The organism is Streptomyces sp. NPDC048461 (genome assembly GCF_055587105.1).
The window spans coordinates 35,633-62,568 of record NZ_JBVJGW010000035.1; the positions used below are offsets into that span (position 1 = coordinate 35,633).

At 74.6% G+C, this 26,936-nt stretch carries 22 protein-coding genes; 16 read left to right on the forward strand and 6 right to left on the reverse strand.

All coding sequences use genetic code 11. The features are described 5' to 3' along the window. Positions 1-105 precede the first annotated feature (105 nt). Both ACZ6S8_RS35760 and ACZ6S8_RS35765 read left to right on the forward strand, forming a co-directional pair. On the forward strand, positions 106-375 hold the full coding sequence (locus tag ACZ6S8_RS35760) for a hypothetical protein (protein WP_469462108.1): 270 nt from the start codon (positions 106-108) through the stop codon (positions 373-375). Between the two features lie 70 nt (positions 376-445). Then, on the forward strand, positions 446-1,102 hold the full coding sequence (locus tag ACZ6S8_RS35765; protein WP_469462110.1) for an HD domain-containing protein: 657 nt from the start codon (positions 446-448) through the stop codon (positions 1,100-1,102). A 199-nt stretch (positions 1,103-1,301) separates the two neighbouring features. Here ACZ6S8_RS35765 and ACZ6S8_RS35770 read toward each other — a convergent pair whose 3' ends face one another. Next, complete coding sequence (locus ACZ6S8_RS35770; protein WP_469462111.1) at positions 1,302-2,594, reverse strand: FUSC family protein; 1,293 nt, start codon at positions 2,592-2,594, stop codon at positions 1,302-1,304. A gap of 56 nt (positions 2,595-2,650) precedes the next feature. Between ACZ6S8_RS35770 and ACZ6S8_RS35775 the strand changes: the two genes are divergently transcribed. Both ACZ6S8_RS35775 and ACZ6S8_RS35780 read left to right on the forward strand, forming a co-directional pair. Then, entirely contained in the window at positions 2,651-3,100 is a 450-nt protein-coding gene (locus ACZ6S8_RS35775) for a MarR family winged helix-turn-helix transcriptional regulator (RefSeq protein WP_469462113.1), read from the forward strand. A 105-nt stretch (positions 3,101-3,205) separates the two neighbouring features. Beyond that, the gene (locus ACZ6S8_RS35780; RefSeq protein WP_469462115.1) at positions 3,206-3,775 is read left to right on the forward strand and encodes a hydrolase; all 570 of its coding nucleotides are present in this window, start codon (positions 3,206-3,208) and stop codon (positions 3,773-3,775) included. 65 nt (positions 3,776-3,840) lie between these two features. Here ACZ6S8_RS35780 and ACZ6S8_RS35785 read toward each other — a convergent pair whose 3' ends face one another. Beyond that, the gene (locus tag ACZ6S8_RS35785) at positions 3,841-7,320 is read right to left on the reverse strand and encodes a M28 family peptidase (RefSeq protein WP_469462138.1); all 3,480 of its coding nucleotides are present in this window, start codon (positions 7,318-7,320) and stop codon (positions 3,841-3,843) included. Between the two features lie 194 nt (positions 7,321-7,514). On the opposite strand from ACZ6S8_RS35785, the gene ACZ6S8_RS35790 reads away from it, so the two are divergent. Next, positions 7,515-8,474: a LysR family transcriptional regulator gene (locus ACZ6S8_RS35790; protein WP_469462118.1), complete on the forward strand. Its 960-nt coding sequence runs from the start codon at positions 7,515-7,517 to the stop codon at positions 8,472-8,474. 27 nt (positions 8,475-8,501) lie between these two features. Here ACZ6S8_RS35790 and ACZ6S8_RS35795 read toward each other — a convergent pair whose 3' ends face one another. Beyond that, on the reverse strand, positions 8,502-9,329 hold the full coding sequence (locus ACZ6S8_RS35795; RefSeq protein ID WP_469462119.1) for a class I SAM-dependent methyltransferase: 828 nt from the start codon (positions 9,327-9,329) through the stop codon (positions 8,502-8,504). 196 nt (positions 9,330-9,525) lie between these two features. Between ACZ6S8_RS35795 and ACZ6S8_RS35800 the strand changes: the two genes are divergently transcribed. The 11 genes from ACZ6S8_RS35800 (at position 9,526) to ACZ6S8_RS35850 (ending at position 22,200) form a co-directional block, all read left to right on the forward strand. Continuing rightward, positions 9,526-10,809 carry an ATP-grasp domain-containing protein gene (locus ACZ6S8_RS35800; protein WP_469462120.1) on the forward strand — a complete coding sequence of 428 codons (1,284 nt, stop codon included), beginning with the start codon at positions 9,526-9,528 and terminating at the stop codon, positions 10,807-10,809. Further along, positions 10,806-11,648 carry a Rossmann-like domain-containing protein gene (locus ACZ6S8_RS35805; RefSeq protein ID WP_469462123.1) on the forward strand — a complete coding sequence of 281 codons (843 nt, stop codon included), beginning with the start codon at positions 10,806-10,808 and terminating at the stop codon, positions 11,646-11,648. The genes ACZ6S8_RS35800 and ACZ6S8_RS35805 overlap by 4 nt, the downstream gene beginning before the upstream one ends. Next, entirely contained in the window at positions 11,645-12,736 is a 1,092-nt protein-coding gene (locus ACZ6S8_RS35810) for a PLP-dependent cysteine synthase family protein (RefSeq protein ID WP_469462124.1), read from the forward strand. The genes ACZ6S8_RS35805 and ACZ6S8_RS35810 overlap by 4 nt, the downstream gene beginning before the upstream one ends. After that, a complete protein-coding gene (locus ACZ6S8_RS35815; protein ID WP_469462125.1) occupies positions 12,733-13,971 on the forward strand; it encodes a mandelate racemase/muconate lactonizing enzyme family protein in 1,239 nt (412 codons plus the stop codon). Before ACZ6S8_RS35810 ends, ACZ6S8_RS35815 begins: the two co-directional genes overlap by 4 nt. Further along, entirely contained in the window at positions 13,968-15,341 is a 1,374-nt protein-coding gene (locus ACZ6S8_RS35820; RefSeq protein WP_469462126.1) for an MFS transporter, read from the forward strand. Before ACZ6S8_RS35815 ends, ACZ6S8_RS35820 begins: the two co-directional genes overlap by 4 nt. A 77-nt stretch (positions 15,342-15,418) precedes the next feature. Then, positions 15,419-16,999 (forward strand): ABC transporter substrate-binding protein, encoded by a 1,581-nt coding sequence (locus ACZ6S8_RS35825; protein WP_469462127.1) that lies wholly within the window; start codon positions 15,419-15,421, stop codon positions 16,997-16,999. Beyond that, positions 16,987-17,943, forward strand: coding sequence for an ABC transporter permease (locus tag ACZ6S8_RS35830; protein WP_469462139.1), 957 nt, complete (start codon positions 16,987-16,989; stop codon positions 17,941-17,943). Before ACZ6S8_RS35825 ends, ACZ6S8_RS35830 begins: the two co-directional genes overlap by 13 nt. Positions 17,944-17,966: 23 nt before the next feature. Continuing rightward, positions 17,967-18,797 (forward strand): ABC transporter permease subunit, encoded by an 831-nt coding sequence (locus ACZ6S8_RS35835; protein WP_469462141.1) that lies wholly within the window; start codon positions 17,967-17,969, stop codon positions 18,795-18,797. Continuing rightward, on the forward strand, positions 18,794-20,302 hold the full coding sequence (locus ACZ6S8_RS35840; RefSeq protein WP_469462128.1) for an ABC transporter ATP-binding protein: 1,509 nt from the start codon (positions 18,794-18,796) through the stop codon (positions 20,300-20,302). Before ACZ6S8_RS35835 ends, ACZ6S8_RS35840 begins: the two co-directional genes overlap by 4 nt. Positions 20,303-20,550: 248 nt before the next feature. Continuing rightward, positions 20,551-21,684 (forward strand): SDR family oxidoreductase, encoded by a 1,134-nt coding sequence (locus ACZ6S8_RS35845; protein WP_469462129.1) that lies wholly within the window; start codon positions 20,551-20,553, stop codon positions 21,682-21,684. A gap of 99 nt (positions 21,685-21,783) precedes the next feature. Next, entirely contained in the window at positions 21,784-22,200 is a 417-nt protein-coding gene (locus ACZ6S8_RS35850; RefSeq protein ID WP_469462130.1) for a response regulator, read from the forward strand. Positions 22,201-22,300: 100 nt separating this feature from the next. Here ACZ6S8_RS35850 and ACZ6S8_RS35855 read toward each other — a convergent pair whose 3' ends face one another. The 3 genes from ACZ6S8_RS35855 to ACZ6S8_RS35865 form a co-directional block, all read right to left on the reverse strand. Next, the gene (locus tag ACZ6S8_RS35855; protein WP_469462132.1) at positions 22,301-23,464 is read right to left on the reverse strand and encodes an acyltransferase family protein; all 1,164 of its coding nucleotides are present in this window, start codon (positions 23,462-23,464) and stop codon (positions 22,301-22,303) included. A 205-nt stretch (positions 23,465-23,669) separates the two neighbouring features. Continuing rightward, positions 23,670-26,075, reverse strand: a complete 2,406-nt coding sequence (locus ACZ6S8_RS35860; RefSeq protein WP_469462133.1) for a bifunctional serine/threonine-protein kinase/ABC transporter substrate-binding protein — start codon at positions 26,073-26,075, stop codon at positions 23,670-23,672. Positions 26,076-26,535: 460 nt separating this feature from the next. Then, on the reverse strand, positions 26,536-26,775 hold the full coding sequence (locus tag ACZ6S8_RS35865) for an antitoxin MazE7 (RefSeq protein WP_469462135.1): 240 nt from the start codon (positions 26,773-26,775) through the stop codon (positions 26,536-26,538). Between the last annotated feature and the right edge of the window lie 161 nt (positions 26,776-26,936).

A 26,936-nucleotide genomic window follows, 5' to 3' on the forward strand; every position in this document is an offset into this window, starting at 1 on the left:
GGTCCTGCCGCGCGCGGGAGTGCGTGTGCTCCCGTACGGCGTGCGACGCGGCCGAGGGCGCGGCGGTCCTTGCCTGCCCGCCCGGAGCATGTCTAGCTTCGGGGCATGACCACTGATCCGCAGCGCTTCGAGATCCTGCTGGTACCCGGACACATCGAGAACCTGCGAGGCGCCGAACCGGCGGCCAAGGCCTTGCGGTCCGCCGTGGTCGAGGCCACGGGCGAGACGGGCGCCTCGGGGTACCCCCGCTACCGCGGCCAGGGCATGGAGGCCGACATCGATCCGGGCACGCGCACGGTGGAGGCCCTGCTCGTCGACGGCTCGGAGCTGGACTACGGCCTGACCGCGCTCGTCGCCCCCGAACGCCGCACCTGAGGGCCACCGACCGGAGGCTCCGGCGGAGCCGGCGCCGCACGGGCCGCGGCGTGCGTGCCACCATCGGGGGATGGACGAAGAACGCCGGAGCCCGCTCGCCGAGAAGACGCCGTTCCCCGACGGCCTCGACGCGAGGCTGCGATCCCAGCTCACCTTCCTGGTGGAGGTCGATCAGCTCAAGACGGTCCTGCGACAGTCCCCGCTCGTCGCGGCGGACCGTCGCGAGAACGACGCGGAGCATTCGTGGCACCTGGCGATGATGGTCGTGGTCCTCGCCGAGCACTCGGACGAGCCGATCGACGTCGGGCACACGATCCAGCTCGTCCTGCTGCACGATCTCGTGGAGATCTACGCGGGTGACACCCCTCTGTACGACACCGCCGCGGGCATCGACCAGCAGGAGCGGGAGGTTACCGCGGCCGGTGAGCTCTTCGCCCTGCTCCCGGCCGACCAGGCCCGGCGGCTGCGGGCCCTGTGGGACGAGTTCGAGGAACGCCGCACACCGGAAGCGCGGTTCGCCAAGGCCATGGACCGGCTGCAGCCCCTGCTCCTCAACTGGATGGCGCGCGGCGGCACATGGCGCACCCCCGGCGTCACCGCCGACGACGTCCGCGCGCGGAAGGCGGTGATCGGGGACGCCTCCTCCGTGCTGTGGGAGGCCGGACGGCGCCTGATCGACGAGGGCGAGGCCCGCGGGTGGTCGAGGAGCGCCCCGCCCCGCGCGTGAGCGGCGAGTGCAGTGGCGGCCGGACCCGCGCGGGCGTCATCTCCCCGGAGCGCGGTCGGCCGGTCAGCCGCTGACCCCGTTCCCCCTGCGGCCGTGCGTGCCGGCCCCGGCGCCGTCGCGGCGGGTGATGCGGACGGCGGTGCCCGCCGTCGCCAGTGCCGCGCCGACCAGCGCGTACGTGGCCCGCGTCAGCGGGGGCTCAGGGCGGCCCCGCGACCCGCGAGCCGGCGGGCCGGGCGGCTGCCCCGCACAGGGCGTCGAGGCCGTCGAGCAGTTCGGGGGCCGCCCCGCGCCGGGTGGCGAGCCGGGCACGGGCGTCCCGCAGGGAGGCCTCCGCCTCCTCGGCCCGGTTGACGCGGTACTCCCGTTCCAGCGGCGGGCCGAACTCCACGATGGTGGCCACCCGTTCCGCGAACCGGGCATGGGTGTCGAGCAGGGTGGACACCCGCTGCGGGATCCGCCCCTCCTCCCGGGCCGGCCACAGGAACAGGGTGGCCGCGGTGGCGAGCAGGGCGCCCAGCATGTTGTTGGCCATCCGCTCGGCGAGGTCCACCCAGCCCAGGGAGCGGTCGAAGTCCGTGATCAGGAGCAGCAGCGGGGTCCCGAAGACGGGCCAGAAGCCGTAGTTGACGTCGCGCAGGGGCCGCGCGACCGCGGCGAGGGCCGTCACGACGAGCCCCTGCGCGAAGGGCGAGGCCGGGGTGAGGGCGAGCAGCAGGGCGGTCAGGGCGCAGCCCGCCGCGGTACCGGTGAGGCGTTTGACGACCCGGCTGCGCGTCGCGCCCCAGGTCGGGCGCAGGGTGGTGAGGATGCCGATCAGCGCCCAGCTGGAGTGCGGTACCGCCAGCAGGCCGAGCACGACGTACGCGGTGGTGAAGCACAGGCACAGCCGGACGGCGTACCGGACCTGGGGGTCGCCGGCCACGACGGCCGCCCGCAGCGAGCGGCGCCGGCCGGGCGTGCGCACCGGGGCCGGGCCGTAGCGGCCGCCCACGAACGGCGTCAGCAGGATCAGCGCCGCCCAGAGGCTGCCGGCGGCGAACACCAGCAGGTGGGCCACCGGACCGAGGCCGGGCTCCGGCGTGGCTCCCGTGACCAGCACGATCATCGGCGTGATCGCCACCCCGGGCAGCGGTACGAGCAGCGCGGCCACGGCGGACACCGCGGCGGTGGCCCAGAGGTTTCCCGCCGTCAGCATGCCGACCGCGTGCGCGGCGGTGAGCATCGCCACCCGCAGGGCGAACTGCCGGACGCGCCCGGCGGGGTCCGGCGCGGGGGCGGCCAGTGAGGTCAGGAAGGCGGCGAGGGTGAAGACGACGGCGGCGCCCGTCCTCCCGGTGGCCGCGCCCGTCATGACGGGAACGCCGACCATGACGGCGGTGCCCAGCGCGAGGTGCACGTCGAAACGGGCGGAGGCCTCGCGGGAGAGGTAGACCTCCCAGAGCCCCCGTAGGGAGTGCCCGGTCCGTCGTGCCACCCCTGATGCGTCCACGCGGGAATGCTAAGGCAAGCTTGGTAGTCAGGCTGTATGTCCCTTATCGTCGTGTCATGGCAGGGGAACAGCAGTCCGGCGAACAGCGGCTCCGGGACACGGCCGAGGAGCTCCAACTGGCCGTGGGTGTGCTCGTACGGCACCTGCGGGCGGCCGCCGCGGACACCGGGACGACCCTGTCGCAGACCTCCCTGCTCAAGCGCCTGGACCGGGACGGCCCCGGCACGCTGACCGACCTGGCCCGGGCGGAGCGGATCCGGCCCCAGTCGCTCAACGCCACGGTTGCCGGCCTGCAGGCCGCCGGGCTCGTCGAGCGTGCCCCGCACCCCACCGACGGCCGCCGACGCGTGATCACGCTGACCGACCGGGGCCGCCGTCTCCTGCACGAGCGCCGGGAGGCCGGCCACGGCCGCCTCGCCGTGCTGATGGCCGACCGGCTCACCCCGGCGGAACGGCGGACCCTCGCGTCCGCCGTGCCGCTGCTCCGGCGGCTGGCCGAGACCTGACCGGTGACCCGCGCCGGACCCGATGCCGCCCCTTGGCTCCGCCCCGGGCCGGAATCCGACCGCAGGACCCGCCCCGGGCGGGCCCCGAACCGAAGGAAGCGCCCCATGACCGACCTGAGCCTCGACGCGCAGACCGCCCTGGTCCTCATCGACCTGCAGAGGGGCATCCTGGCCCTCCCGACGGCCAAGCCCGCCGACGAGGTCCTGAAGCAGGGCATCCGGCTCGCGGAGGCCTTCCGGGCACGGAAGCTGCCCGTCGTCCTGGTGAAGGTCGCCTGGTCCGCGGACGGGGGCGACCTGCCCACCACCGACGTCGACCGCCCCGGCCCGGCCGCCGCGCCTCCGGCCGCGTTCTCCGAGATCCCTCCGGAGCTCGCGGCCCTCGGCGACGTGGTCGTCACCAAGCGGCACTGGGGCGCCTTCACCGGCACCGAGCTCGACCTCCAGCTGCGCCGCCGCGGCATCCACCGCATCGTGCTGGCGGGCATCTCCACCAGCGTCGGCGTGGAGTCGACGGCCCGTACCGCCTGGGAGAACAGTTACGAGCTGGTCTTCGCGGAGGACGCCACCGCCGACACCGACGCGGAGTCCCACGCGCACAGCTTCGGCAAGATCTTCCCGCGCATCGGCCGGGTGGCCAGCACCGCCGAGGTCATCGCCGCTCTCGACGCCTGAACGCACGCGCCGGCCCGGCCCCCTCGGCGAGGGGACCGGGCCGGCGTCCTGTGGTCGGGCGGGCCTCAGCTCACCTGGAGCGCGACGTCGTCCACGACGTAGGAGGTCTGGAGGGACTGGTCCTCCGCACCTGTGAACTTGAGCACGACGCTCTGGCCGGCGAACCGGGAGAGGTCGTACGTCTTCTGCGTGTAGCCGGTGTTCGCGTCCAGGTTGGACAGGGTGTCCAGGGTCTGGCCGCCGACCGAGACCGTGAACCGGTCGTAGACCACGTTCTCCGTCTCGTCCGTGTCGATGTGCAGGAAGAACGACAGCTGGTACGCGGAGCAGCCGGACGGGATGGTCAGCGTCTGCGAGGCGCTGTCCGTACGGGCCGAACCCCAGCCGTTCAGCCAGGCCTTGTAACTGCCGCCGTGCGGAGCCTGGCCGGCCTGGTTGGTGATGACGCCCGAGGTCGCGGTCCACGGGGTGGAGCCGCTCTCGAAGCCGCCGTTGACCACCAGCTGGCGCGGGGTGCAGGTGCCGCCCCCGCCGCTGACGGTCAGCGTGTAGGTGGTGGTGTGGCTGACGGTGCCGGAGCCGGTGACCGTCAGGGTGTAGGTGCCCGGCGCGGTGCTCGCGCCGACCTGAACGGACAGGGTGGAGGAGTTGCCGGACTGTACGGAGGCCGGGCTGAGCGTGGCGTTCACGCCCGCCGGAGCACCCGATACCGACAGGGCGACCGTCTGCGCGGCGCCGCTGACGGTCGCGGTGTTGACCGTGGCGGAGGTCGAGCCTCCGGGCGCGGCCGTGCCCGCGGACGGGCTGGTGCTCAGCGAGAAGTCCTGCGCGGGGGTCTCGCCGCCGACGGCCTGCTTCCAGACGGTGTACGCGACGCCGTCGGCGCTGCGGTCCAGCACCGTGGCGTTGATGTTGTTCGTGGTGTCGCAGGAGCTGTGGTAGCAGGGGTCGTAGGCGGCGTTCGCGGTGCCGCCCCACTTGGTGGCCTGCGCCGAGGTCTTGCGGGCGCTGGCCCCGGCCGCGTAGCCGGAGGTGGGAATGCCGGCCTGCTGGAAGGAGTAGTCGTCACTGCGGCCCTGGCCCTCGGTGTTCTCCTCGGGCGCGAGGTTCAGCGAGGTCCAGTACGCCTTCAGCGGGGCGGCGGTGGCGGAGTTGACGTTGTTGATGAAGTAGCCGCCGTTGGTGGAGCCCACCATGTCGAAGTTGTAGTACCCCTTGATGGCGCTGCGCTGGGCGCTGCTGAGCTGGTTGACGTAGAACTTCGAGCCGTTGAGGCCCTGCTCCTCGTCCGTCCACCAGGCGAAGCGCACGTGCTTCGTCATCGTGGGGTTCTTCTGGGCCAGGACGAGGGCGTTCTCCAGCAGCGTCGCGGAGCCCGAAGCGTTGTCGTTGATGCCGGGGCCGGCCGAGACGCCGTCGAGGTGGGAGCCGAACATGATCGTCTGGTCGGCGGGTCCGCCCGGCCAGTCGGCGATCAGGTTGTTGGAGGGGTAGGTGCAGGAGCTGCAGTTCTGCTCGGTGACGGTGAACCCGGCCGCCTGCAGCTTGCCCTTCACGTACGCCAGGGACTGGGTGTAACCGGCGCTGCCCGCACGGCGGTTGCCGCCGTTCTGCGAGGCGATGGTACCGAACTGCGCGAGGTGGGCCTGTACGTTGGCCACGCTGATGTTCGGGGGGTCGTTGGGAGGCTGGGTCCCGCCGACGTTCAGCGCGAAGTCGACCGTGTGGGAGAGCGTGCTGCCCTGCCCCTTGACGACGACGGTGGACGAACCGGGAGCCGCGTTGGCGGTGGCGGTCAGCGTCAGTACGGAGGACTGGCCGGACTGCACGGTGGCGGGGTTGAAGGAGGCGCTCACCCCGGCGGGCAGCCCGCTCGCGGTGAGGGTCACGGACTGGGCGGTGCCGGTCGTGGTGTTGGTGGCGACGGTCGTGGTGACCGAGGCGCCCTGCTGGACGGTGCCCGAGGAGGGGTTCAGCGCCAGCGAGAAGTCGTTGTTCTGGCCGCTCGGCGTACAGGTCGGGTCGCCGGCCTGGGCGGGCACGCTGATGGCGTCCCAGGCGGCCTTGGTCTTGACGAACAGGTCACAGGTGGCGGGGTCCAGGGACTTCGCCGAACTCAGGGTGGCCGTCCGGTACTTCTTGTAGGACATGCTGCTGGTCTTGAGCAGCATGCCGCCGTAGAAGACCTTGCCGGCGTTCTGGATGCCCACGCCGGTCAGCGTGGTCTGGTTGCAGGTGGAGCTGCTGGGCTTGCCGCCGCCCGGGTTGGTGCCCTCGGCCAGCAGGTAGAACCAGTGGTTCAGCGGGCCGGCCGCCGCGTGGACCTCGGTGCCGGGTATCGCGGAGCTGTAACACGCCGGGTCGTTGTTGACGGCGGGCGGGTTGTACATGTTCCGGATCGGCCCGCGGCCCTGCAGGTTGATCACCTCGCCGACGGTGTAGTCGGGGGTGTCGTACGGGGAGGGCTGGTTGATGTACGCCTCGGTCAGCGCGCCGAAGATGTCCCCGGTGGCCTCGCCGAGCCCGGACTCCTGCCCGCTGGTGCCGCCGGGGGTGTTGGTGTCGATGGCGTGCCCGTACTCGTGGGCCACCACGTCCACGCCGGCGATCCACTCGTTGGCGCTGTTGCGCCCGATGGTGACCTGGCTGCCGTCCCAGTAGGCGTTCAGCTCGTTCAGGCCGACCTTGGCGGGGAAGCTGCGGCCGTTGCCGTTGACCCCGTTGCGGCCGAGCCACTGGCCGAGCATGTCCCACTGCTTCTGCGCGGCGAACATCAGGTCGACGCAGCCGGTTTCCTTGGACGTGGGGTTGCCGGTGCCCCAGGAGTCCGAGGACTTGGAGAAGACCGTGCCCGTGCTGTAGTCCGCACAGCTCAGACCGGTCCGGTTCGGGTCGCGCAGCGAGTAGGTGGAGCCCGAGGCCGTGGTGTCGATGGTCAGCGGGTTCGGACCGTTCCACTTGCTGTTGCCGCTGCCCGCCACGACGTCGTCGTAGCTGTCGACGAAGCCGCCGCCGCGGGCGTCCGTGAAGACGTGCAGCTTGCTGGGCGCCGTCTTCGTGCGGCCGGAGAGGACGGTCTCCCAGGCCAGCACCGGCTTGTCGTCCTTGAGGCGGACGACGAGGCGGCTCGACTCGACCTTGTCCACGGAGGCCAGCTTCGTCCGGGCGGTGGACTCGGCGGACTTGGCGGAGACGGAGGGCCGGGTCGCCACGTCGATCCGCACGGAGGAGGCGGACTGCAGGGCGCGCACCTTGCCGGCGCCGTCGGCCAGGACGACCGCGTCGCCGCCGACGACCGGCAGGCCGCGGTAGCTGCGCTCGTAGGCGACCGAGAAGAGGTCCTGCACCCAGGGGGTGACGAGGCGTCGTTCGTACTGCTCCTGCGAGGAGTTGACGAGTGAGTCGAGGCCGCTGTTGACGGCCTGGTCGGCGGCGGCGACCGCGCGGGCGGCCGGGGAGTCCTTCTGTGACGGTGCGGGCTGCGCCTGTTGCGCTGCCGACGCCGTCCCGGCCAGGGCGCCGGCGAGGCTCGCGGTCAGCGCCATGGCTGCCACGGCTGCCGTCCATCTGGTGGGCTGCAACGTCCACTCCGATCGTGGGGGGTGGGGGCGGGGATGGGGATGGGGAACGTGCACGTTCGCCGCCGAGTATGGGCGTGGACATGGCGGGATCGGGACATCCCGGCAGGCATAAGGTCCGGGTTATGGTGCGGCGGCGGCCCGCTGCGTACGCTGCCCGGATGCAGCTGGAGTTGAGGCACCTGCAAGCGGTCTGCCGCATAGCGGAAGCGGGCAGCCTGGGGGGTGCGGCACGACGTCTCGGGGTGTCCCAGCCCGCGCTCTCGGCCCAGCTGCGCCGCATCGAGAAGGTCACCGGCGGCGAGCTGTTCGTCCGCGGCCGCAACGGCGTGGAGCCGACGGCGCTGGGCCAGTTCGTGCTGGCCAAGGCCCGCCGGGTGCTGAGCGAGATGGACGCGCTGGGAGCCGAGGCGCGCGAGATCGCCACCGGCACCCCGCTGCGGCTCGGCTGCATCCTGCTGGTCCTGCTCGACGGACTGCTCGCCCGCACCGACCAGTCCATGGCCGGTCAGGAGATCACCGTCGACCTGGAGGACTCGGTGACCGCGCTGGCGCGGATGCTGGGCGCGGGGCAGTACGACGCCATCGTGTACGGGGAGGTCAACGACCACGAGGTGCCGCTCCCCGGCGGCAGCGCGGCCAGGACGCTGGTCCCGAAGGAACCGTTCTGCGTCCGGCTATCCGAGCGGCACCCGCTCGCTCACCTGGAGGTGATCGACCTGGCCGACCTCGCGGGGGAGTCCTGGATGACGCTGGTGGTGGACGACGACGGCGGCCCCGAGGCCCTCCTCGCCGCGTGCGCGAAGGCCGGGTTCACGCCGTCACTGCGCTACCGGATCACCGACCGCAAGATGCACTACGACCTGATCGCCGCCGGCCGCGCCGTCTCCCTCACCCAGCCGACGGCCCCGACGGCCGCGGGCACCGTGATGCGCCCGCTCCTCGGGGCGCCGGTCACCGGACGGATCCGGCTGGCCTGGAACCGGGCCACGGTCTCGGCCCGGCAGGCGGAACTGCTGTTCCGGGCCGCGGCCGGCGCCTACGTGGCCGACGTGGCGAACAACGCCTTCCACAAGGCCTGGTGGGACGCGCACCCCGAGGCCCACCCTTCCCTGGGGTGAGGCGGGGGCCGCCCGGAGCCGGCGCGGTCAGCGCCGGTGGGCCGTCAGCAGCAGGTACTCCCAGTCCATCGCGCCGTCCGTCAGGTGGTCGCGGGCGAGTGTGTCGAGGGCGTCGTCCAGGGCGGCCGTCCGGTCGGGATCGCCTTCGAGGCTCCGGTACACGGCGATCGTCGGGCCGTAGCAGGCCTTGAAGAACTCGCGGAACTCCGCGGGCTGCGCGAAGTGGTCCACGCGCACCGTCCGGCGCCGGGCGACGACGTCGCCGACGCGGTCACCGAGCAGCTCGTGGACGTGCTCCTCGTCGCCCCAGAGCGGCGGCGGCTGGGCCCCGGGCGGGGGCGGGGGAGCGTAGGGCTTCATCGTGGCGAACATCCGGCCGACGAACCCCTCCGGGGTCCAGCTGACCAGCCCCACGGTTCCGCCGGTGCGGCAGACGCGGAGCAGCTCGTCGGCGGCGGCCTGGTGGTGCGGGGCGAACATGACGCCCACGCAGGACATCACGGTGTCGAACTCGCCGTCCGCGAACGGCAGGGCCTCGGCGTCGGCCTCCCGCCACTCCAGCTCCGCGCCGCGTTCGGCGGCGAGCGCGCGGCCGATATCCAGCAGCTCGGGGGTGAGGTCGGACGCCACCACGTCGGCCCCGGCCAGGGCGGCCGGAACGGCGGCGTTGCCGGTGCCCGCGGCGACGTCCAGCACCCGGTCGCCGGTCCGCACGCCGCACTCGTCGACGAGCACGGCGCCGAGCTGCGGGATGACGTGCGTGGCCACGGACGGGTAGTCGCCGAGGGCCCACATGGCGCGGTGCTTGGCCTTGAGTGCCAGATCGGCCCGGTCCGCTTCGCTCGCCTCGGTCATGACAGCCGCCCTCCACGGGTCGCAGCAGCCCCTTCTCCGAGCATAGGCCAGCCCCGGCGACCGCACAGCCCACCCGCTATTGGAAATGAAAACGATTTCGGATAACGTCCGTCTGGGTTCGGTCCGGACGGCTGCCGCCAGACGTCCGGCTTCACACGCATGCCCGAGACGGTCATGCCCTCCGAAAGGAAATCCCTTGGGACACCTGCTGGTTGTCGAAAGCTGGGTGGGGTCGATGAGCAGGCTCCTGCCCCGCGCGATCCGCGAAGGCGGACACGACTTCACCTTCCTCACCCGGGACCTGCACCACTACCTGCGCCCCACCGCGCCCGCGGACGGACCGCACCCGCTGCTCGCCGCCCGCCACATCGTGACCGCCGACACCAACGACACGCAGACGCTGCTGCCCTTCGTCGAGCGGCTGCACGGCCTGCTCGGCTTCGACGGGGTCCTCTCCTCCTGCGACTACTACCTGCCCGCCGTGGCGCGCACGGCCGAGCGCCTCGGGCTGCCCGGCCCGGCCCCCCGCGCCGTGGAGAACGCCTGCCGCAAGGACCGGACCCGCCGGGTCCTCGCGGACGCGGAGGTCCCCGGCCCGCGGTTCGCCGTCTGCGCCGATGCGACGCAGGCCCTGGCCGCGGCCCGCGAGATCGGCTACCCGCTCGTCGTCAAGCCCGTCGACCTGTGCGCCGGCATGCTCGTCCGCCAGGTCGGCGACGAGGCCGAGCTGGAACGCGCCTGCCGGGCCGTGGCCGAGTTCCCCGTCAACGCCCGGGGGCAGGAACGCGCGCCCGTCCTCCTCCTCGAAGAACTCCTCACCGGCCCCGAGGTCAGCGTCGAGACCGTCTCCCACGCCGGAGCCGTCCACGTCGTCGGCATCACCGACAAGAGCCTCGGCGGAGCACCCGCCTTCATCGAGACCGGCCACATGTTCCCCGCCGACATCGGCGCGGCACGGGCCCGGGAAGCCGCCGAGACCGCCGTGCGGGCCGTGCGGATCCTCGGCCTCGACGACGTCGTCTGCCACACCGAGATCAGACTGACCCCCGCCGGCCCCCGCCTGGTCGAGGTCAACCCCCGGCCCGCCGGCAACCGCATCACCGAGCTCGTCCGCCACGTCACCGGCGTCGACCTCGCCGCCGCCTGCGTCGACGTCGCGCTCGGCCGCGCCCCCGACCTCGCCCCCCGCCCCACCGGAGTGCGCAGCGCCGCCGTCGCGTTCCTGCTGCCCGGCGGCACCGGCACCCTCGCCGCCGTCGACGGGGCGGACGAGGTGCGCCGCGAGCCCGGCGTGCTGGAGCTGGACCTCGCCCGGCCCGGCCGCACCGTCCGGCCCGCCACCAGCAACAACGAGTACCTCGGGCACATCATGACCGCCGACACCGAAGGCCCCGGCGCCCGCGGCACGGCCGAACGGCTCCTCGCCCGGCTGCGCCCCGCCTACGACGGCCAGGACCTCCCCGCGGCGGTGCCCGCGTGAACGCCACCACCCTGCGTGAACAGCCCGTGCGGACCGTCGCCGGCCTCCTCGACGGCGTCCGCGCCGGCCTCCACGGACCCGACCCCGCAGAGCAGCGCGTCGCCCTCGCCTTCACCACCGCCCAGGCCGTACGCCACGAGGGCCGCCGCGGCGGTTACCGCAACGAGGTCCTCAGCCTGCGGCTCGGCGCCGCCGTCGGCTCCTGCGCCGTGGAGCCCGGCGCCCCGACCGCGGCCGTGCTCGACGACTGCGCGGGCGCTTCCATCGCCGACCTGCTCGACCACCCGCTGCTCCCCGTACGGATCGCCGCGCTCGACGCGTACCTCATGCACGTACGCCCGCACACGCCGGAACACGGGGCCCGCCCCCACCCGCTCCCGGCCGGCGGTTCGCTGCACCGCTCCCGGGCGCGGGCCCGCGCCGTCGTCGACCTGCTGCCCCCGCCGGCCCGCGGCGGTCCGGGCCGGGTCCTCGTCGTCGGCGTGGTGAACTCCCTGCTGGAGCGGCTGCGCGAGCGCGGAACCCCTTACGTGCCCTGCGACCTCAAGGGCGGCGCCACCGAGTGGGGCGAGCCGATCCGCACCGACGCCCTCGCCGAACTGGAGCACTGCGACGCCGTCCTCGCCTCCGGCATGACCCTGGGGAACGGCACCTTCCAGCCGCTGCTCGACCACGCCGCCGCCACCGGGAAGCCCCTCGTCATGTTCGCGCAGACCGGCAGCGCCGTCCTGCCCCGCTTCCTCGGCGCCGGAGTGACGGCCGTGTCCGCCGAGCCGTACCCGTTCTTCTGGCTCGACGGCGGACCGGGCACCGTGCACCACTACGGAGGCACCCGATGACCGTCACCCCGATCCTGCCCCGCCCCGCGGCCGACACCACCGCCCGCCCCGAACTCCTGCCCCTGCTCGGCCGCACCCCCCTCGCCCGGATCCGCACCGAACTCCCGTACGCCCAACCGGGCTTCTGGGCCAAACTGGAATGCCTCGGCGCGGGCGGGATGAAGGCCCGCTCGGCCGTCTCCATGCTGAACGGCGCCCGCGCCCGCGGCGAACTCCTCCCCGGAGCACCCGTGGTGGAGTCCACCTCCGGCACCCTGGGCATCGGCCTCGCCTTCGCGGGCCAGGCCCTCGGCCACCCCGTCATCCTCGTCGGCGACAGCGAACTCGAACCGTCCATGCGGCAGTTGCTCCGCTCGTACGGGGCCCGGCTGGAACTCGTCGACCGCCCGGCCCCCGAAGGCGGCTGGCAGGCCGCCCGCATCGCCCGACTGCGCGAGATCCTGCGCCTCACCCCCCGCGCCTACTGGCCCGACCAGTACAACAACCCGGACAACGCCGCCGGCTACCGCTCGCTCGCCGCCGAACTGACCGCCCAGCTCGACCACCTGGACGTCCTGGTGTGCAGCGTCGGCACCGGCGGACACAGCCGGGGCCTGGCCGGTCCGCTGCGCCGCCGCTGGCCCCGGCTGAAGGTCATCGGCGTCGACTCGGTCGGCTCCGCCATCTTCGGGCAGCCCGCCCGCCCCCGGCTCATGCGCGGCCTCGGCAGCAGCATCCACCCGGCCAACGTCGCGCACGAGGCCTTCGACGAGGTGCACTGGGTGGGACCCGCCGAGGCCGTCGACGCCTGCCGCCGCCTCGCCCGGTCCGGCTTCGTCAGCGGCGGCTGGAGCACCGGCGCCGTCGCCCTGGTCTCCGCCTGGGCCGCCCGGACCGAACCCGGCGCGGTCGTCGCGACCGTCTTCCCCGACGGACCGCACCGCTACCTCGGCACCGTCTACGACGACGACTTCTGTCACGCCCACGGCCTGGACACCGCCGAACGGGCCGTGCGCCCCGTCGAGATCCCGCACCCCCGCTCCGTCGAGGCCACCGGCTGGACCCGCTGCGCGTCCGTGCCGCGGCCGATCCGCGGGGGCGCCGCGTGAAGCTCACCTGGCACGTCGCCGACCTGCGCCTGGCCCGGCCGCTGCGGATCTCGCGCTCCGTCATGACCCGCCGCGACGCCGTCTGGGCCGTGGTCGAGCACGGCGGCCTGCGGGGCTGGGGCGAGGTCGTCAGCAGCGACCACCTCGGGCTGCCCACCGCCCGGATCCTGCACCACCTCGCCGCCGCGCGCGCCGCCACCGAGCGCTTCCCGGACCCGGAGACCGCCTGGGCCGAGACCGACGGGGCCGAGAGCGACCGCCTGCGGAGGGGAGGCGCCTGGCACGGGCTGCCGCCCGGGGTGTTCGCCGCGCTGGAGGCCGCCGTACTGGACCTGGCCGGCAAACGGGCGGGCAGCCCGGCGCACCGGCTGCTGGATCCGGACGCCGACGACGGCCGCGCCCCCGCCGCCGGCGCGAACCGCGCCGCACCCCCGGACCCCGCCGACCGGCTCGCCGTGCCCGCCGGCGCCGGCGCCGTCGCCTCCGGTGCCGGACCCGCGACCGGACCCGCGACCGGACCCGCCGCCGCGACCGCCCGGACGATCGGCATCACCGCGCCCGCCGCGGCCGCCGTCCAGGCGGCCCGCCTCGCCGCCGACGGGTTCACCGTGCTCAAGGTCAAGGCGGGACACCCCGACCCGGCCGAGGACCTGGCCCGAGTCGAGGCCGTACGCGCCGCCGCCCCCGGGGCGAGCCTGCTGCTCGACCCCAACGGCGCCTGGTCCGAGCGCCGGGCCCGCGACCTGCTCCCGCGGTTCGCCGCCCTCGGCGTCACCGCCGTGGAGCAGCCCGTCGCACCCGGCAGCCCCGACTCCCTGGCCCGCGTCGCCGCGGACTCCCCGGTGCCCGTCATCGCCGACGAGGACGCCGTCTCCTACGAGGACGCGGTCGCGCTCGCCGGCCGCGTCCACGGCGTCAACGTCAAACTCGCCAAGTGCGGCGGCGTCCGGGCCGCCCTGCGCATCCACGCGGCCCTGCGCGGCACCGGCACCGACCTGATGCTCGGGTGCCTCACCGCCAGCTCGCTCGGCATCGCCCCCGCCGTGCACCTCGCGGGCCGCGCCCGCTGGGTGGACCTCGACGGGCACCTGCTGCTCGCCGACGACCCCTGGACCGGCATCGGCGGAGCGGACGGCACCGTACGCACCTCCGGCCGCCCGGGGCTCGGCGTACGACGGGCGGCCGGTGGAGAGGCGCCCGGCCACCGGGCCGACGGCGCCGGGGGGCCGCGGTGAAGACACTGACGGCCGTCCGCGGCTTCCCCCTCCCCGTACGCCTGCTGCTGGTCAACCAGCTCGGCGTCAACACCGGCTTCTACCTGCTCATCCCGTACCTGGCCACGCACCTCTCCGACGACCTCGGGCTGTCGGCCGCGGTCGTCGGCGTGGTGCTGGGCCTGCGCAACCTCAGCCAGCAGGGCCTGTTCCTGCTGGGCGGCTCGGCCGCCGACCGGCTCGGCGCCCGCGGTGTCATCATCGCGGGCTGCGCCCTGCGGACCGCCGGGTTCGCCCTGTTCGCCCTCGGCGACGCGCTTCCGCTGCTGCTCGCCGCGTCGATACTCAGCGGGCTCGCGGGGGCCCTGTTCAACCCCGCCGTACGGACCTACGTCGCCCTGGAGGCCGGCGACCGCAAGGCCGAGGCCTTCGCCCTGTTCAACGTCTTCGCCACCACCGGCGCCCTGCTCGGCCCCCTGCTCGGCTCCCTCCTGCTCCTCGTGGACTTCCGGGCCGCCGCCGTGTCCGCGGCCGCCGTGTTCGCCCTGCTGACCCTGGCCCAGCTGCTGGTGCTGCCCGCCCGGAAGAACCCCGCCCCGGACACCGGGGTGTTCGCGGACTGGCGCGAGGCGGCCCGCAGCCGGGGCTTCCTGCCCTTCGCCCTCGCCATGATCGGCATGTACGGGCTGGAGAACCAGCTGTACCTGCTGCTGCCGCACGCCGCCGTGCGGGCCTCCGGCTGGGAGGGCTCCATAGGGCTGCTGTTCCTCATCGGGACCGTCGCCAACGTGCTCCTCCAGCTCCGCATCACCCGCCGCCTCGGCGCCACCGGCGGGCGTGCCCGCTGGATCGCCGCCGGGCTGGCGGTCATGGGGCTGGGCTTCGTGCCCCCGATGTTCGTCGCGGGGGCCTCCGGGCCCCACCCGCTGCACCTGCTGGTGGTGCTGTCCGGCGTCCTGCTCCTGCACCTCGGGGTGATGATCGCCCAGCCGTTCGTGATGGAGCTGATCCCGGCGTTCGGCCGCCCCGGTCTCACGGGCACCTACTACGGCCTCTTCTACGCGGTCTCCGGCATCGCGGCCGCCGCGGGCAGCGCGGGCATCGGCTGGGCCATGGACAGCGCCGGCAGCACCGGGCCCTCCTGGCTGCCGTTCGGCTGCTGCCTCGCCCTCGGCCTGACCTCGGCCGCGGCCGTCGCGCGGCTGCACCGGCGCCGGGCCCTGCCCGCCGCCGAACCGCAGGCCGCCGCCGCGGGACCCCCGGCGGCCACCGTCGTGCCACCAGCTGCCGTGCCACCCGCTGCTGACACGCCCGCGTCACCCGCTGCCGCCCAGGCCCTGCCCGCCACCGTCCCGCCCGCAGGGACCCGTACCGAGGGAGGGCCCCGGTGACCTCCGCCGGCCTCCCCACAGCTCCCCACCGTCCCGCACCGTACGAAGCCCCCTCACCGCAACGGAGACCGCCCGCCATGCACGCTGCGCACGACCGCACCGCCCCCTCCGGGCCCGCCCGCCGGAGCCTCCTCCTCGCCGGCGGCGCCGGAGCCCTCGCCCTCGCCGCCGGCTGCCGGACGGGCTCCGGCCAGGCGGCCGACCGGGCCCCGGACGGCGGGACGCCCCGCCGCGGCGGCAGGCTGCGCGCCGCCTTCGCCGGAGGCGGCGCGGGAGAGACCCTGGACCCGCACGCGGCCAACCTGTTCGTCGACGCGGCCCGCGCCAAGGCCCTCTTCGACAAGCTCGCCGACTTCGGCGCCGACCTCGCCCCGGTACCCCGCCTCGCCGCCGGCTGGGAGCCCAACGCCGCGCTGGACACCTGGCGGATCACCCTGCGCCCCGCCGCGTTCCACGACGGGCGGCCCGTCACGGCCGAGGACGTCCTCTTCAGCTACCGCAGGATCGCCGACCCGAAGGGCACCTTCCGGGCCAAGGCCTCCCTGGAGCCCATCGACCTCGCCGCGAGCCGGGCCGTGGACGCCACGACCGTCGAGTTCCGCCTCAAGCGGCCGTACGCCGAATTCCCCAACGTCCTGGCCGCGTTCGGCGCGTACGTCGTCCCCCGGGGCGCCACCGCCTTCGACCGGCCCGTCGGATCGGGCCCCTTCCGGTTCGTCTCCTTCACGCCCGGCAGCAGTCTCCTCGTCCGGCGCAACCCCGACCACTGGGACGGCGCACCGCACCTGGACGAGCTCGAATTCCTCATCGCGGGCGAGGAGTCCGCCCGGGTCAACGCCCTCCTCGGCGGCCAGGTCGAGTACGCCCACGAACTGAACCCGGCCACCGCCCGCACCCACCAGGGCAAGGGCCGCATCGACGTCGTACGGCTCCCCGGCAGCTCCATGCAGGGCTTCGTCATGAAGACCGACCGGCCGCCCTTCGACGACAAGCGGGTCCGGCAGGCGTTCCTGCTCATCGCCGACCGCCGCGAGCTCGTCGACGGAGCCCTCTCCGGGGCCGGGGAGATCGGCAACGACCTCTTCGGCAAGGGGTGCCGCTACTACGCCTCGGGGCTGCCGCAGCGCACCCAGGACCTCGACCGGGCCCGCGCCCTGCTCAAGGAGGCCGGAGCCGAGGGCCTGAAGGTGACCCTGGACACCGCGCCCGCCGCCACCGGGTTCGTCGAGGCCGCGGGGATCTTCAAGGAGCAGGCGGCCCGGGCCGGCGTCACCGTCGAGGTCAAGGTCGGCAACAAGGAGACGTACTGGAAGGACATCCAGTCCTCCGGCACCTTCGCCTCCTACCGCTCCGGAGCCATGCCCATCGAGTCCCACGTCTCCCAGCGCCTCCTCACCGGGTCCACCACCAACGCCACCCACTGGCGCCACCAGGACTTCGACGACCTCTACCAGCAGGCGCAGTCCACCCCGGACGAGCAGCAGCGCACCGCCCTGTACGAGCGGATGCAGCGCCGGCTGCACGACGAGGGCGGCTTCCTGATCTGGGGGTTCGCCGACTGGATCGTCGCCACCGCCCCCACCGTGCGCGGGGTGTCCCGGACGGCCCCCGCCAACACCCTCGACTGGGCGCGGTTCGACCGGACCTGGCTCGCGTGACCGGCGGCCTCGCCTGGACCGGCCGCCGTCTGCTCCTCGGCGCGGGGCAGACGGCGGCCGTCGTCCTGCTGGTCTTCGTCCTCGCGGAGGCGCTGCCCGGTGACGCGGCGGTCGCCCTCGCGGGGGACCAGCCCGACCCCGAGCGCATCGCCCGCATCCGCGAGGCCATGCGCCTGGACCGGCCCGCCGCCGAACGGTTCCTCGAGTGGGTCGCCGGCATGCCGCGCGGGGACCTCGGCACCTCCCTGGCCACCGGCCGGCCCGTCACCGGGCACCTGGCCTCCGGCCTCGGCCCCACCCTGCTCCTCGCCGGCGCCACCCTCGCCCTGCTCGTCCCCCTCTCCCTCGGCCTCGGCATGCTCGCCGCCCGCCGTGAGGGCGGCCCCGTGGACCGGGCCGTCAGCGCCGTCACCGTGGCCGTGCACTCGGTACCGGAGTTCGCCCTCGGAGTGCTGCTGGCCGCGGTCTTCGCCCTGCACCTCGGGTGGCTGCCCGCCACTGCCGTCGGGACCGCGGTCACCGGGAACCCCGCCGTGCTGGTCCTGCCGGTCCTCGTCCTCACGGCCCGGCCCGTGTGCACCCTCAGCCGTCTGGTGCGCGCCGGGATGATCGAGGCCATGGCCTCGCCGTACGTCGCCCAGGCCCGCCGCTACGGGCTCTCCGGCTCCCGCGTCCGCTGGGCCCACGCCCTGCCGGGAGCGCTGGCGCCGGCCGGGCAGCAGCTGGCACGCACCTGTGACTGGCTGCTGGGCGGGGTGATCGTCGTCGAGGCCCTCTTCGTCGTCCCCGGCCTCGGCACCGTCCTCATCGACGCGCTCGCCGCCCGGGACGTACCGGTCGTCCAGGGCCTCGCGGTCGTCTACGGCCTCGTCACCGTCCTGGCCAACCTGGGCGCCGACCTGCTCGCGCGCCGCTTCGCCCCCCGCTCGGAGGTCGCCGCGTGAACCGCACCGGAGCGGGCCGGACGATCCGCCCCCGAGGACGACGCGCGATCCGCCGCGCGGCGCGGTACGCACCCGGCGCCGCACTGGTCGCCGTACCGCTGCTGCTCGCCGTCCTCGGACCGCTGCTCGCCGGCCCGGCCGGCCCGCGGGCCGTTTCCTTCTCCGGCGGACCGGACCACTGGCTCGGCACCGACTTCACCGGGCGCGACGTCTGGCGGCAGGTGCTGCTCGGCGGCCGGTCCGTGGTGCTCGTGGCCCTCGGGGCGACCCTGCTCGCCTACCTCGTCGCCCTGCCGGTCGGCCTCGCCGCCGCGCTGACCCGCCGGACCTGGCTGGAGGAGGCACTGATGCGGCCGCTGGACGTGCTGATCGCCGTCCCCTCGCTGCTCCTGGTCCTGCTGGTCGCGGCGGCCTTCGCCCCCGGGCCGGCCGGGCTGACCGTGCTGGTCGGCCTGGCCGCCGTACCGGAGGCGGCGCGGGTGGTGCACGCGGCCGCAGTCGAGGCCGCCTCCCGGCCCGCCGTCGAAGCACTGCGCATGCAGGGGGAGTCCTGGTGGGGCACCGCCGTCGGATACGTGGCCCGTTCCCTGCGCCGCACGCTGGCCGCCGACGCCGGGATCCGGCTGACCGGCGCCCTGTACCTGGTGGCCACCGCCGCGTTCCTCGGGGTCGGCGTGCAGCCCGACGCCTCCGACTGGGCCGTGATGGTCGACCGCAACCGCACCGGACTGTTCCTCCAGCCCTGGGCCGTGATCGTGCCCGCCCTGCTCGTCGCCGCTCTGTCGACGGGCGTCAACCTGCTGTTCGACACGGCCCTGCAGCGCGGCGGCCGCCGGAAGGGAGCACGGCCGTGACCGTCCTCGTGGACGTACGGGACCTGCGGATCGAGACCGGTGGCCGCGCCGTCGTCGACGGCGTCAGCCTGACGGTGCGCGCCGGCCGGGTGACGGCCCTCGTCGGCCCCTCCGGCAGCGGCAAGACCACCACCGGGCTCGCCCTCCTCGGCGAGTACCCGCCGGGCGCCCGCGTCACGGGCACCGTACGCACCCTGCCGGGCGGCGTCGGCTACGTACCGCAGCACCCGGCCGCCGTCCTGCACCCCGCCCGGCGCGTCGGCGCGCTGCTGCGGGACGTCGCCGCCCGCGGCGGCGGCGGTCGCCGGGCCGTCCGCGAGCGCGTCCACGCGGCCCTGCTGCGCGCGCAGCTCGCGGATCCGGCGCAGGTGGTGCGGCGCTTTCCCCACCAGCTCTCCGGCGGGCAGCAGCAACGCGTGGTGCTCGCGCAGGCGCTGCTCTTCGGGGCCCGGGTCATCGTTGCGGACGAGCCCACGACCGGACTGGACCCGCTCACCAAGCGGGGCGTCGTACGGGAGCTGGCGGCCCTCGCGCAGCAGGGGGTCGCCCTCGTCCTGTTGAGCCACGACCACGACGTCGTGCGGGAGTTGGCGGACGAGGTGGTGGTGTTGCGGGCCGGCCGCGTCGTGGACCGGGGCCCCGCGGACAGGGTGCTCGGCGCGCCGCCCGCCGAGGTGCCGCCGCGCCTTCCGCCGCAGCCGTCGCCCCCTCCGCCGCGGCCGTCGCCGCCCGCGGCCCCGCCGCACCCGTACCGTCGGCCGCCGGAGCGCGCGGCGGGGCCTCCCCGCCTGGAGGTCCGGGACCTGACGGCGGTGCACCGGACCGGCCGGGGCGCCGTGGAGGTCCTGCACGGCGTCGGCCTCTCGGCGGCGACGGGGGAGTGCCTCGCGCTGGTCGGCCGGTCGGGCAGCGGCAAGACCACCCTCGGGAGGTGCGTCGCGGGGCTGCACGCGGGCTACCGGGGCGCGGTCCTGCTCGACGGCGTACCGCTGCCGGCCGGCCTGCGGTCCCGTACCCGGGCTCAACTCGCCGCCGTGCAGTACGTCTTCCAGGACGCGAAGGCCGCCTTCGACGAGCACCGCCCGGTCCTCGACCAGGTCGCGCGGACGGCGGTCCGCCTCCGCGGGGCCGACCGCGCGGACGCGTACGCCCTGGCCCGGCGCACCGTGGAGGCGCTGGGCCTGCCGGCCGCCTCGGCGGGCCGCCGCCCGGGGGAGCTCTCCGGCGGGGAGCTCCAGCGGGCCGCCCTGGCGCGGGCCCTGCTGGCCCGGCCGCGGGTGCTCGTCTGCGACGAGATCACCTCGGGTCTGGACCCGGCGGCCCGGGGCGCGGTCCTCGACCTCCTCGCCGGACTCCGCGAACGCGACGGCCTCGCCCTGGTGTTCATCACCCACGACCTCGCCGCCGCGGCCGCGCTGGGCGACCGTACCGCCGTGATGGACGCGGGCCGCGTGGTGCGCCCGGGCCCGGTCCGCCCGGCCGCCGGTCGGCTGCTCGACTGCTGAACCGCAGCCCTGCGCGCCGGGGCCGCACCCGGTGCGCAGGGCGGGAGCGTCGGGCGGCGGCGCAATGTGCTTACTCCAAAGGGCTGTTCATGTGATCACTTCCGCGACCCGGGCGGAAACCGGTCGTTGGGGTGTCAGACGTGATCAAGAAGTGACCGTCCGACCGTGCCGTGACACCGCCGCAGCGCGCGCCCGGCCCGCCCGCCGCACCCGCCACGGACCGACCGCACCCGGCGAAAGGACCACCCATGACACTGCCCCCCGCCCGCACGCGCCCCGCACCGCGCCCGACGCTCCTGCTCACGGGCGGTGCGGGCGTACTCGGCCAGGCCCTGATCGACGAGCTGGCCGACGACCACGACCTCGTCTGCCTGCGGCGCAGCAACCCGGTCTGCGACCCGCGGGTCCGCGAGGTCAATGGCGACCTGCTCGCCCCCGGGCTGGGGCTGCTCCCCGCGGTACGGGAGGAGCTGGTCGCCCGCCTCGACGGGGTCGTGCACTGCGCCGCCGAGACCGACTGGCGCGCGTCGCCCGGCGAGATCCGGCGTACGAACGTGTCGGGCACCCGGCGCGTGCTCGATCTCGCCGTGTGCGCCGGGGCCCCCGTCCACTACGTGAGCACCGCCCACGTCGCCGGTGAGCTGGACCCGCGCGACCGCGAGCGCTTCCCCGGCGCCGCCGCCTACCTGGAGTCCAAGCGGGCTGCCGAACAGGCGGTGCGCGAGGCCGCGGTGCCCGGCGTCGTCCTGCGGCCCTCGGTGCTCCTGGGCGACTCCGCGACCGGTCGCTGCGCCGGAACCGGGGGCATCGCCGGCGTCCTGGGAGCGCTCGCCCTCGGCCGGGTCCCCGTCCTGCCCGGTGACCCGGACGCCCCCGTCGACCTGGTGCCGCAGGACCACGTCGCCCGCGCCGCGGGCGCCCTGATCCGCGCCGGGGTGACCGAGGGGGAGTACTGGCTCACCGCGGGCCCGCAGGCGCCGACCGTGCGGGAGGCCGTCGAGGCCTGCCTCGACTTCGCGGCCGACCAGGGGCTGGTCCGTCCCTCCGCGCCCCGCCCGGTCGCGGTCGGTGCGGCGCACAGGATGCTCCTGCCCCCTTCCTCGTCGCGCACCCGCCTCCACCACCGCACGGAGATGTTCCTGGCCTTCGGGCGCGAGCTGCCCTTCGCGTCCTCGCTGGGCCTGCCCCACTGCGGGCCGGCGCTCACCCGCGAGGAGGTGCGCGCCGCCCTGGTGCGCACGCTGACGGCCTGGACGGTGAGCCGCTCCCGCCTCCTGGCGGGCCGCCGGGCCCCGGAACCGGCGCAGGCCCCTGAACCGGCACAGGCTCCGGTTCCCGCACCGGTACGGCCCGCCGCGGCGGTCGGGCAGGCCGCGGGCTGACCCGCACCCCGGCCGGGCGGCGCGGTCACGGCCGGTCGGACGGGCCCGGCGCCGAGGCCCCGGTCGCCCCGCGGCGCCCCGGGACGCAGGATGGGGGAGATGATGACGGTCCTGGTGGTCGGCGTGCCCGAGGGCGAGCAGCTGGAACTGCTGCGCTCGGGCATCCAGCGCAACCCGCACTTCCGCGTCGTGTCCCATGCCCACGACGCCGCGGTGGCCCTCGCGCACGCCCGCGTGCTCCTGCCCGACATCACGGTCATGTCCCTGCCGGCCGGTCTCCACAGTCTCGACGCGGCCGCCCCGGACGTCCTCGACGTGTTCCGCGGGGTGCGCGCCCTGGACCCGCCGGGCGGGGTGGTCCTGCGGCACTCCGCGGGCGTGCCCCCGGAGGTGTCCGCCCTCGCCGTCGACGGAGCCGTGCACATCGTGCGCGAGGGGGACTCCGAGGCGCTGATGCGGGCCCTGCGCACGATCGGACTGCGCCGGGCGAGCTGCGACCCCGACGAGATGCCCTGACCCGCCCGCCCCGGGCCGCGTTCCCGGCGATGCCCGAGCGGGGTCACGGCCGAGGACGCGGGCGTCCGGCGGTGGCCCGGGCGGCACGCGGGACACGACGTCAGCGGACGGAACGGACCCGTTCCGCCTCGGGTGCGCCGGGCTGGGCCGGAATCCTGGTGAGGCCCTCCTGCGGGCCGGGGGTGCCCTCCCGGATGTCCCGGACCCCGCGGCGCAGGCCGTCGCGCAGCAGGCGGCCCAGTGGACGTTCGACGAACCGGTGGATGCACCAGGCGAGCGCCAGCATGAAGGCGGTGACGCCCAGGACCAGCGGGCCGGGGGCGATGTCGTTGCGGAACCGGTTGATGAGGGTGAGCCCGGCCATCATGTGGATCAGGTAGAAGGGGTACGTGACCGCGCCCGCGTGCGGCAGCCAGCGCCACTGGACCCGGTCGAGGGCGCCCAAGGCGATGGCCGCCATGACGAGGAAGCCGAGCGCGATGATCACGTGCGCGGGCCAGGCGGGCGTGCGGTCGGTGGCGGCTCGGCCGAGGCTGGAGATCATCCGGCCGTGCACGTAGTGCTGTGCGAGCAGGAACTGGACGCCGACGACGACCCACAGGACGGCGTTCGGGCGGAACCGGCGCATGAGGTAGAAGGCGATGCCGGCCATGAAGTACGGGGAGTACGAGGGGATCGCGAGGAAGTACAGCGCGGTGCTCTCGGCGGTGGGGGCCACGACGCCGGCCACGGTCCAGAACCCGCAGAAGAGCACGCAGTTGCGGTAGGTCACCCCGCGCAGGACGACGAGCGCGAACAGGACGTAGAACTTGAGCTCGACGAAGAGGGTCCAGTAGGCGTCGTCGACGTTCGGGACGCCGACGCCGCCCTGGAGCATGGAGAGGTTCACCACGACGTCCGCGAGCGGCTTCAGCGGGCGCACCTCCGGCCAGGTCCACAGGACGAGGGCGGTGAACGCGATGCCCGCCCAGTAGGCGGGGAAGAGCCGGGAGATCCGCGAGACCGCGAAGTCCCCGAGGGTGCGGCCCCAGACGCTCATGCAGATGACGAAGCCGCTGACGAGGAAGAAGACCTCGACACCGAGCCAGCCGTAGACGGCGAAGGGCTGGAGGCCGGGGAAGACGGCCGAGGCCGGCCGCCCCCAGGCGCTGTCCAGGGCGACGTAGTGGTAGAACACCACGCCCAGTGCGGCCAGGATCCGAACGCCGTCGAGGGCCGCGAGCCGGCGGGGCTTCTTGTCGGCCGCGGATATGCCCAGACTCATCCTTCGACAGCCTCCGTGAACGCACGGCCGTCCGGTGACTGCCGCAGGTCCGCGGAACTCTACAGCTCACTTTCGGTCATGCTCTGGGGGGTGCTTGCGGCCCGTGGGAGGACCGGGCGGTCGGGAAGCGGTACGGGTACTCCGGCCGGGCTTTGATGTTCAGCCTGTGCAACGGCTTGGACGGGGAGTGTGGCGAAGGCGGGCATCACCGGGGGGCGACGCCCCCGCTCGGCGCGGTCACCCAGGTGCCGTCATCCACGGCGTATGCCGTGACGCTGTGGTTGACCGTGTCGCCGGCCCCGTCGAAGGCGACACTGCCCGTGACACCGTCAAAGGCGGAACGGGCCACGGCCTGCGGGAGTTTCGCCCGCGCATCCTGGGGGAGGACGCCGCCATTGGCCTTCACGAGGGCCCTCACCGCCTCGATGAGCGTCCAGGCCGCGTCGTATGCGTAGGGGCCGTACCAGCCGGCCGCCTCCGGGTAGCCCGCCTTGCCGTACCGGGCCAGGAAGTCGCGCCCCGCTGCCGACTCCTCGGCGGGTGCCCCGATGTTGGTCGCGAGGTCCCCGTCCGCCTGCGGGTTCGCCGTGAGGTACTGCTGGTCGAAGATGCCGTCGCCGCCCATCAGGGGCACGTTCACGCCCGCTTGCTTGAGCTGCTGGGAGATCGGCGCCGCGGTGTCGTGGTAGCCGCCGAAGTAGACGGCTTCGGCACCCGAGGACCGTACCCTGTCGGCGAGGCCCGCGAAGGCGCGTTCTGCGGGATCGACCTGCTCGGTCCCCACGATGGTGCCGCCCAGCTTGGTGAACTCGGTCGTGAGGCCGGAGGCGAGGGCAGTGCCGTGGGTGCTCGCGTCGTCGACGACGTAGAGCTTGGTCTTCTTGGCTTTGCCGTACAGGTAACGGGCTGCGAACGGACCCTGGTGCACGTCGGTGGCGACGGTGCGGAAGTAGGTGGAGTGCGGACGGGACCGGGTGCCCGCGGCCCAGTCGGGGCCGAGCGTCAGCGCGGGATCGGTATTGCCCGGTGACACCGTCACGACGTCCGCCCGATGGAGCGGCGGGACGAGGGTCTTGGCGACTCCGGAGTTGAGGGGGCCGACGACCCCCAGCAGCTTCTCATCGGACACGAACTGGGCGGCGTTGGATTCGCCCTTGGCCGGGTCGGACCCGTCGTCCAGGGTTTTGACCTCGAAGGTCACACCGGGTACGTACCGGGATTCGTTGGCGGTCTTGGCGGCCAGGTCGGCGGAGTTCCTGATTCCGACGCCCAGGGCGGACAGTCCGCCACTCAGCGGCGCATCCACCCCGATCACCACCGTGACGGAGGAAGCACCTGAGCCCCCGGCCGCCTCGCGGCCGCGAGGCGCGTCTTCATCGCGGGTGAGGGTCCAGGTCAGGGCGGATCCCGTGACGAGCGTGGCCAGTACCGCGCCCAGGACCAGGGTTCGCCGGGCGACGGCCTGCCGTCGGCCGTGCCCCGCCCCGGCCGCCGTTCCGGTTTCGATCGGGTCCTCGGCCGGAGGCAGGGGTACGGGCGGCCCGGTCTGGCCCTCCGTCGTGCTGTCTTGCCGGGTGCGGCGGCGCGCGCCGGGGTCCACGGCGGTGGGGGTCCGTGGTGGCGGCGTCGTCGACGGAGGCAACTCCATGGTGGGCGCGACGGAAACCTGCTCCGTCGCGTCCGGTGCCGGGACGGGTGCCGTCCTCGGATCGGGCGCGGGGCTCGGGCTCGTGGCGGGCCCCTGCGTCTCAGGTCCGTTCACCGGCACGTCGTCGGCCCGGGGCGGGCTGGACCGCAGCACTGACGCCAGCATCTCGGCCGCTTCCGCGGCGCTCACGCGCTGAGCGGGGTCCTTGGTGAGGAGCGCGTCCAACACGGGGGCCAGAGGGCCGGCGTGCAGCGGAGTCCGGTACGGGCGGGTGAACACGGCCACCGCCAGGGCGTGGAGTCCCTCTGCCTCGAACGGAGGTTGCCCTTCAACGGCGTGGTAGAGGGTGGCGCCGAGCGCCCAGAGGTCGTTGGCGGGGGTCGGGCGCTTGCCCTCCAGTTGCTCCGGCGGCATGTAGTGCGGCGTACCGATGACGATCCCGCTGTGGCTCAGCTTGGTCGTCGCGTCCGCGAGGTGGGCTATGCCGAAGTCGGTCAGGACGACGCGGTCCTTGGTCAGCAGAACGTTGTCCGGTTTGACGTCGCGGTGAACGATCCGCGCCTCGTGTGCCTCGACCAGAGCGTCGAGCACGGCGGCGCCGATCTCGGCCACCCGTCGTACCGACAGCCGGCCCTGGCTGCGAATGGCGGACGCCAGGGACTGTCCGCGGATCAACTCCATGACGATGACGGGGGCGCCGTGGTGGTCCACGACATCGTGGACGGTGATGATCCCCGGGTGGCTGAGAGTGACCGCTGCGCGCGCCTCACTGGTGAACCGCCGAAGCAGCGCGGCACGGTCGCCGTCGTCCATGCCCGGAGGGAAGAGAATCTCCTTGACGGCGACTTCGCGTCCGAAGAGGTGCTGGTCGAGCCCGCGCCAGACCCGGCCCATACCCCCCTGGCCGATGCGTTCGACCAGCTGGTACCGGCCGGCGATGAGTTCCGGATTTTGCTCGGTCACGGGCACACTCTAATCGTGCCGAGCCGGCCAGGTGGGAGAAGGGTGGCTCGATCACGCCGCATCCAAGAGGCCAGGCTGTGCGCTGCCGGGCCACGGTCTAAGAGGGTGAGGGCGGTGAGCCGGACGCGCGGGGCGCCGTGGGCGCCACGCTGCTCGGCGAGGGCGGCGCGGGCCCGCCCGCCCCGCACGGGCGGTTGCCTGGCCGACCGTGCCCCGTGGATGCCCGGCGATATGAGGCGAGGCGTTCGAGGGTCTCGTCCGCGGCCCTGATCCAGACGTACGGCTTGGGCCGGTGTTCCGGGCCGGCGATCCGGTGCGCGAGGAAACGCGCCCCCCAGCGCCCGCATGAACGCGGCGACGAGCCGAGAAGCACGTTTCCCCGCAGGCCGGGACGATCCGACAGCGCAAGGACGTACCGCATCTGGCGCCGCGCGCTCCACCGGGGATTCCGGGACAGCCCTCAGGCCGCCCGGGTGTTCGCGCCGCCGGGGCCGAAGTCGCGGGCGAACCCCTCGCGGAATCCCGGCCGTTCGACCGCCCGCTCGAAGGACCGCGCGGCGCGGGCCAGTCCGGCCTCGTGCTCCTGGGCCGCCGCCAGCTCGGCGAGGTAGTCCGGCAGGCTCAGGCCGCGTGCCGCGGCGAGCGCGGCGAGCCGATCGTGGACGTCGGTGTCGAGTTCGACCGCGGTGGTGTCAGCCATGCCCCGAGTATGCCGTGCCCGCCGGCCGGCGCGGGGCCGGTTCGCCGCCGCGGGAGCGGGGGGGGGGGGGGGCGGGGGGCCCCCCCCCCCCCCCCCCCCCGGGGGGGATACACCCGGGGGGTGGGGAGGGGCGCGGGGGTTTGCCGGGTGGTGGAGCGCCC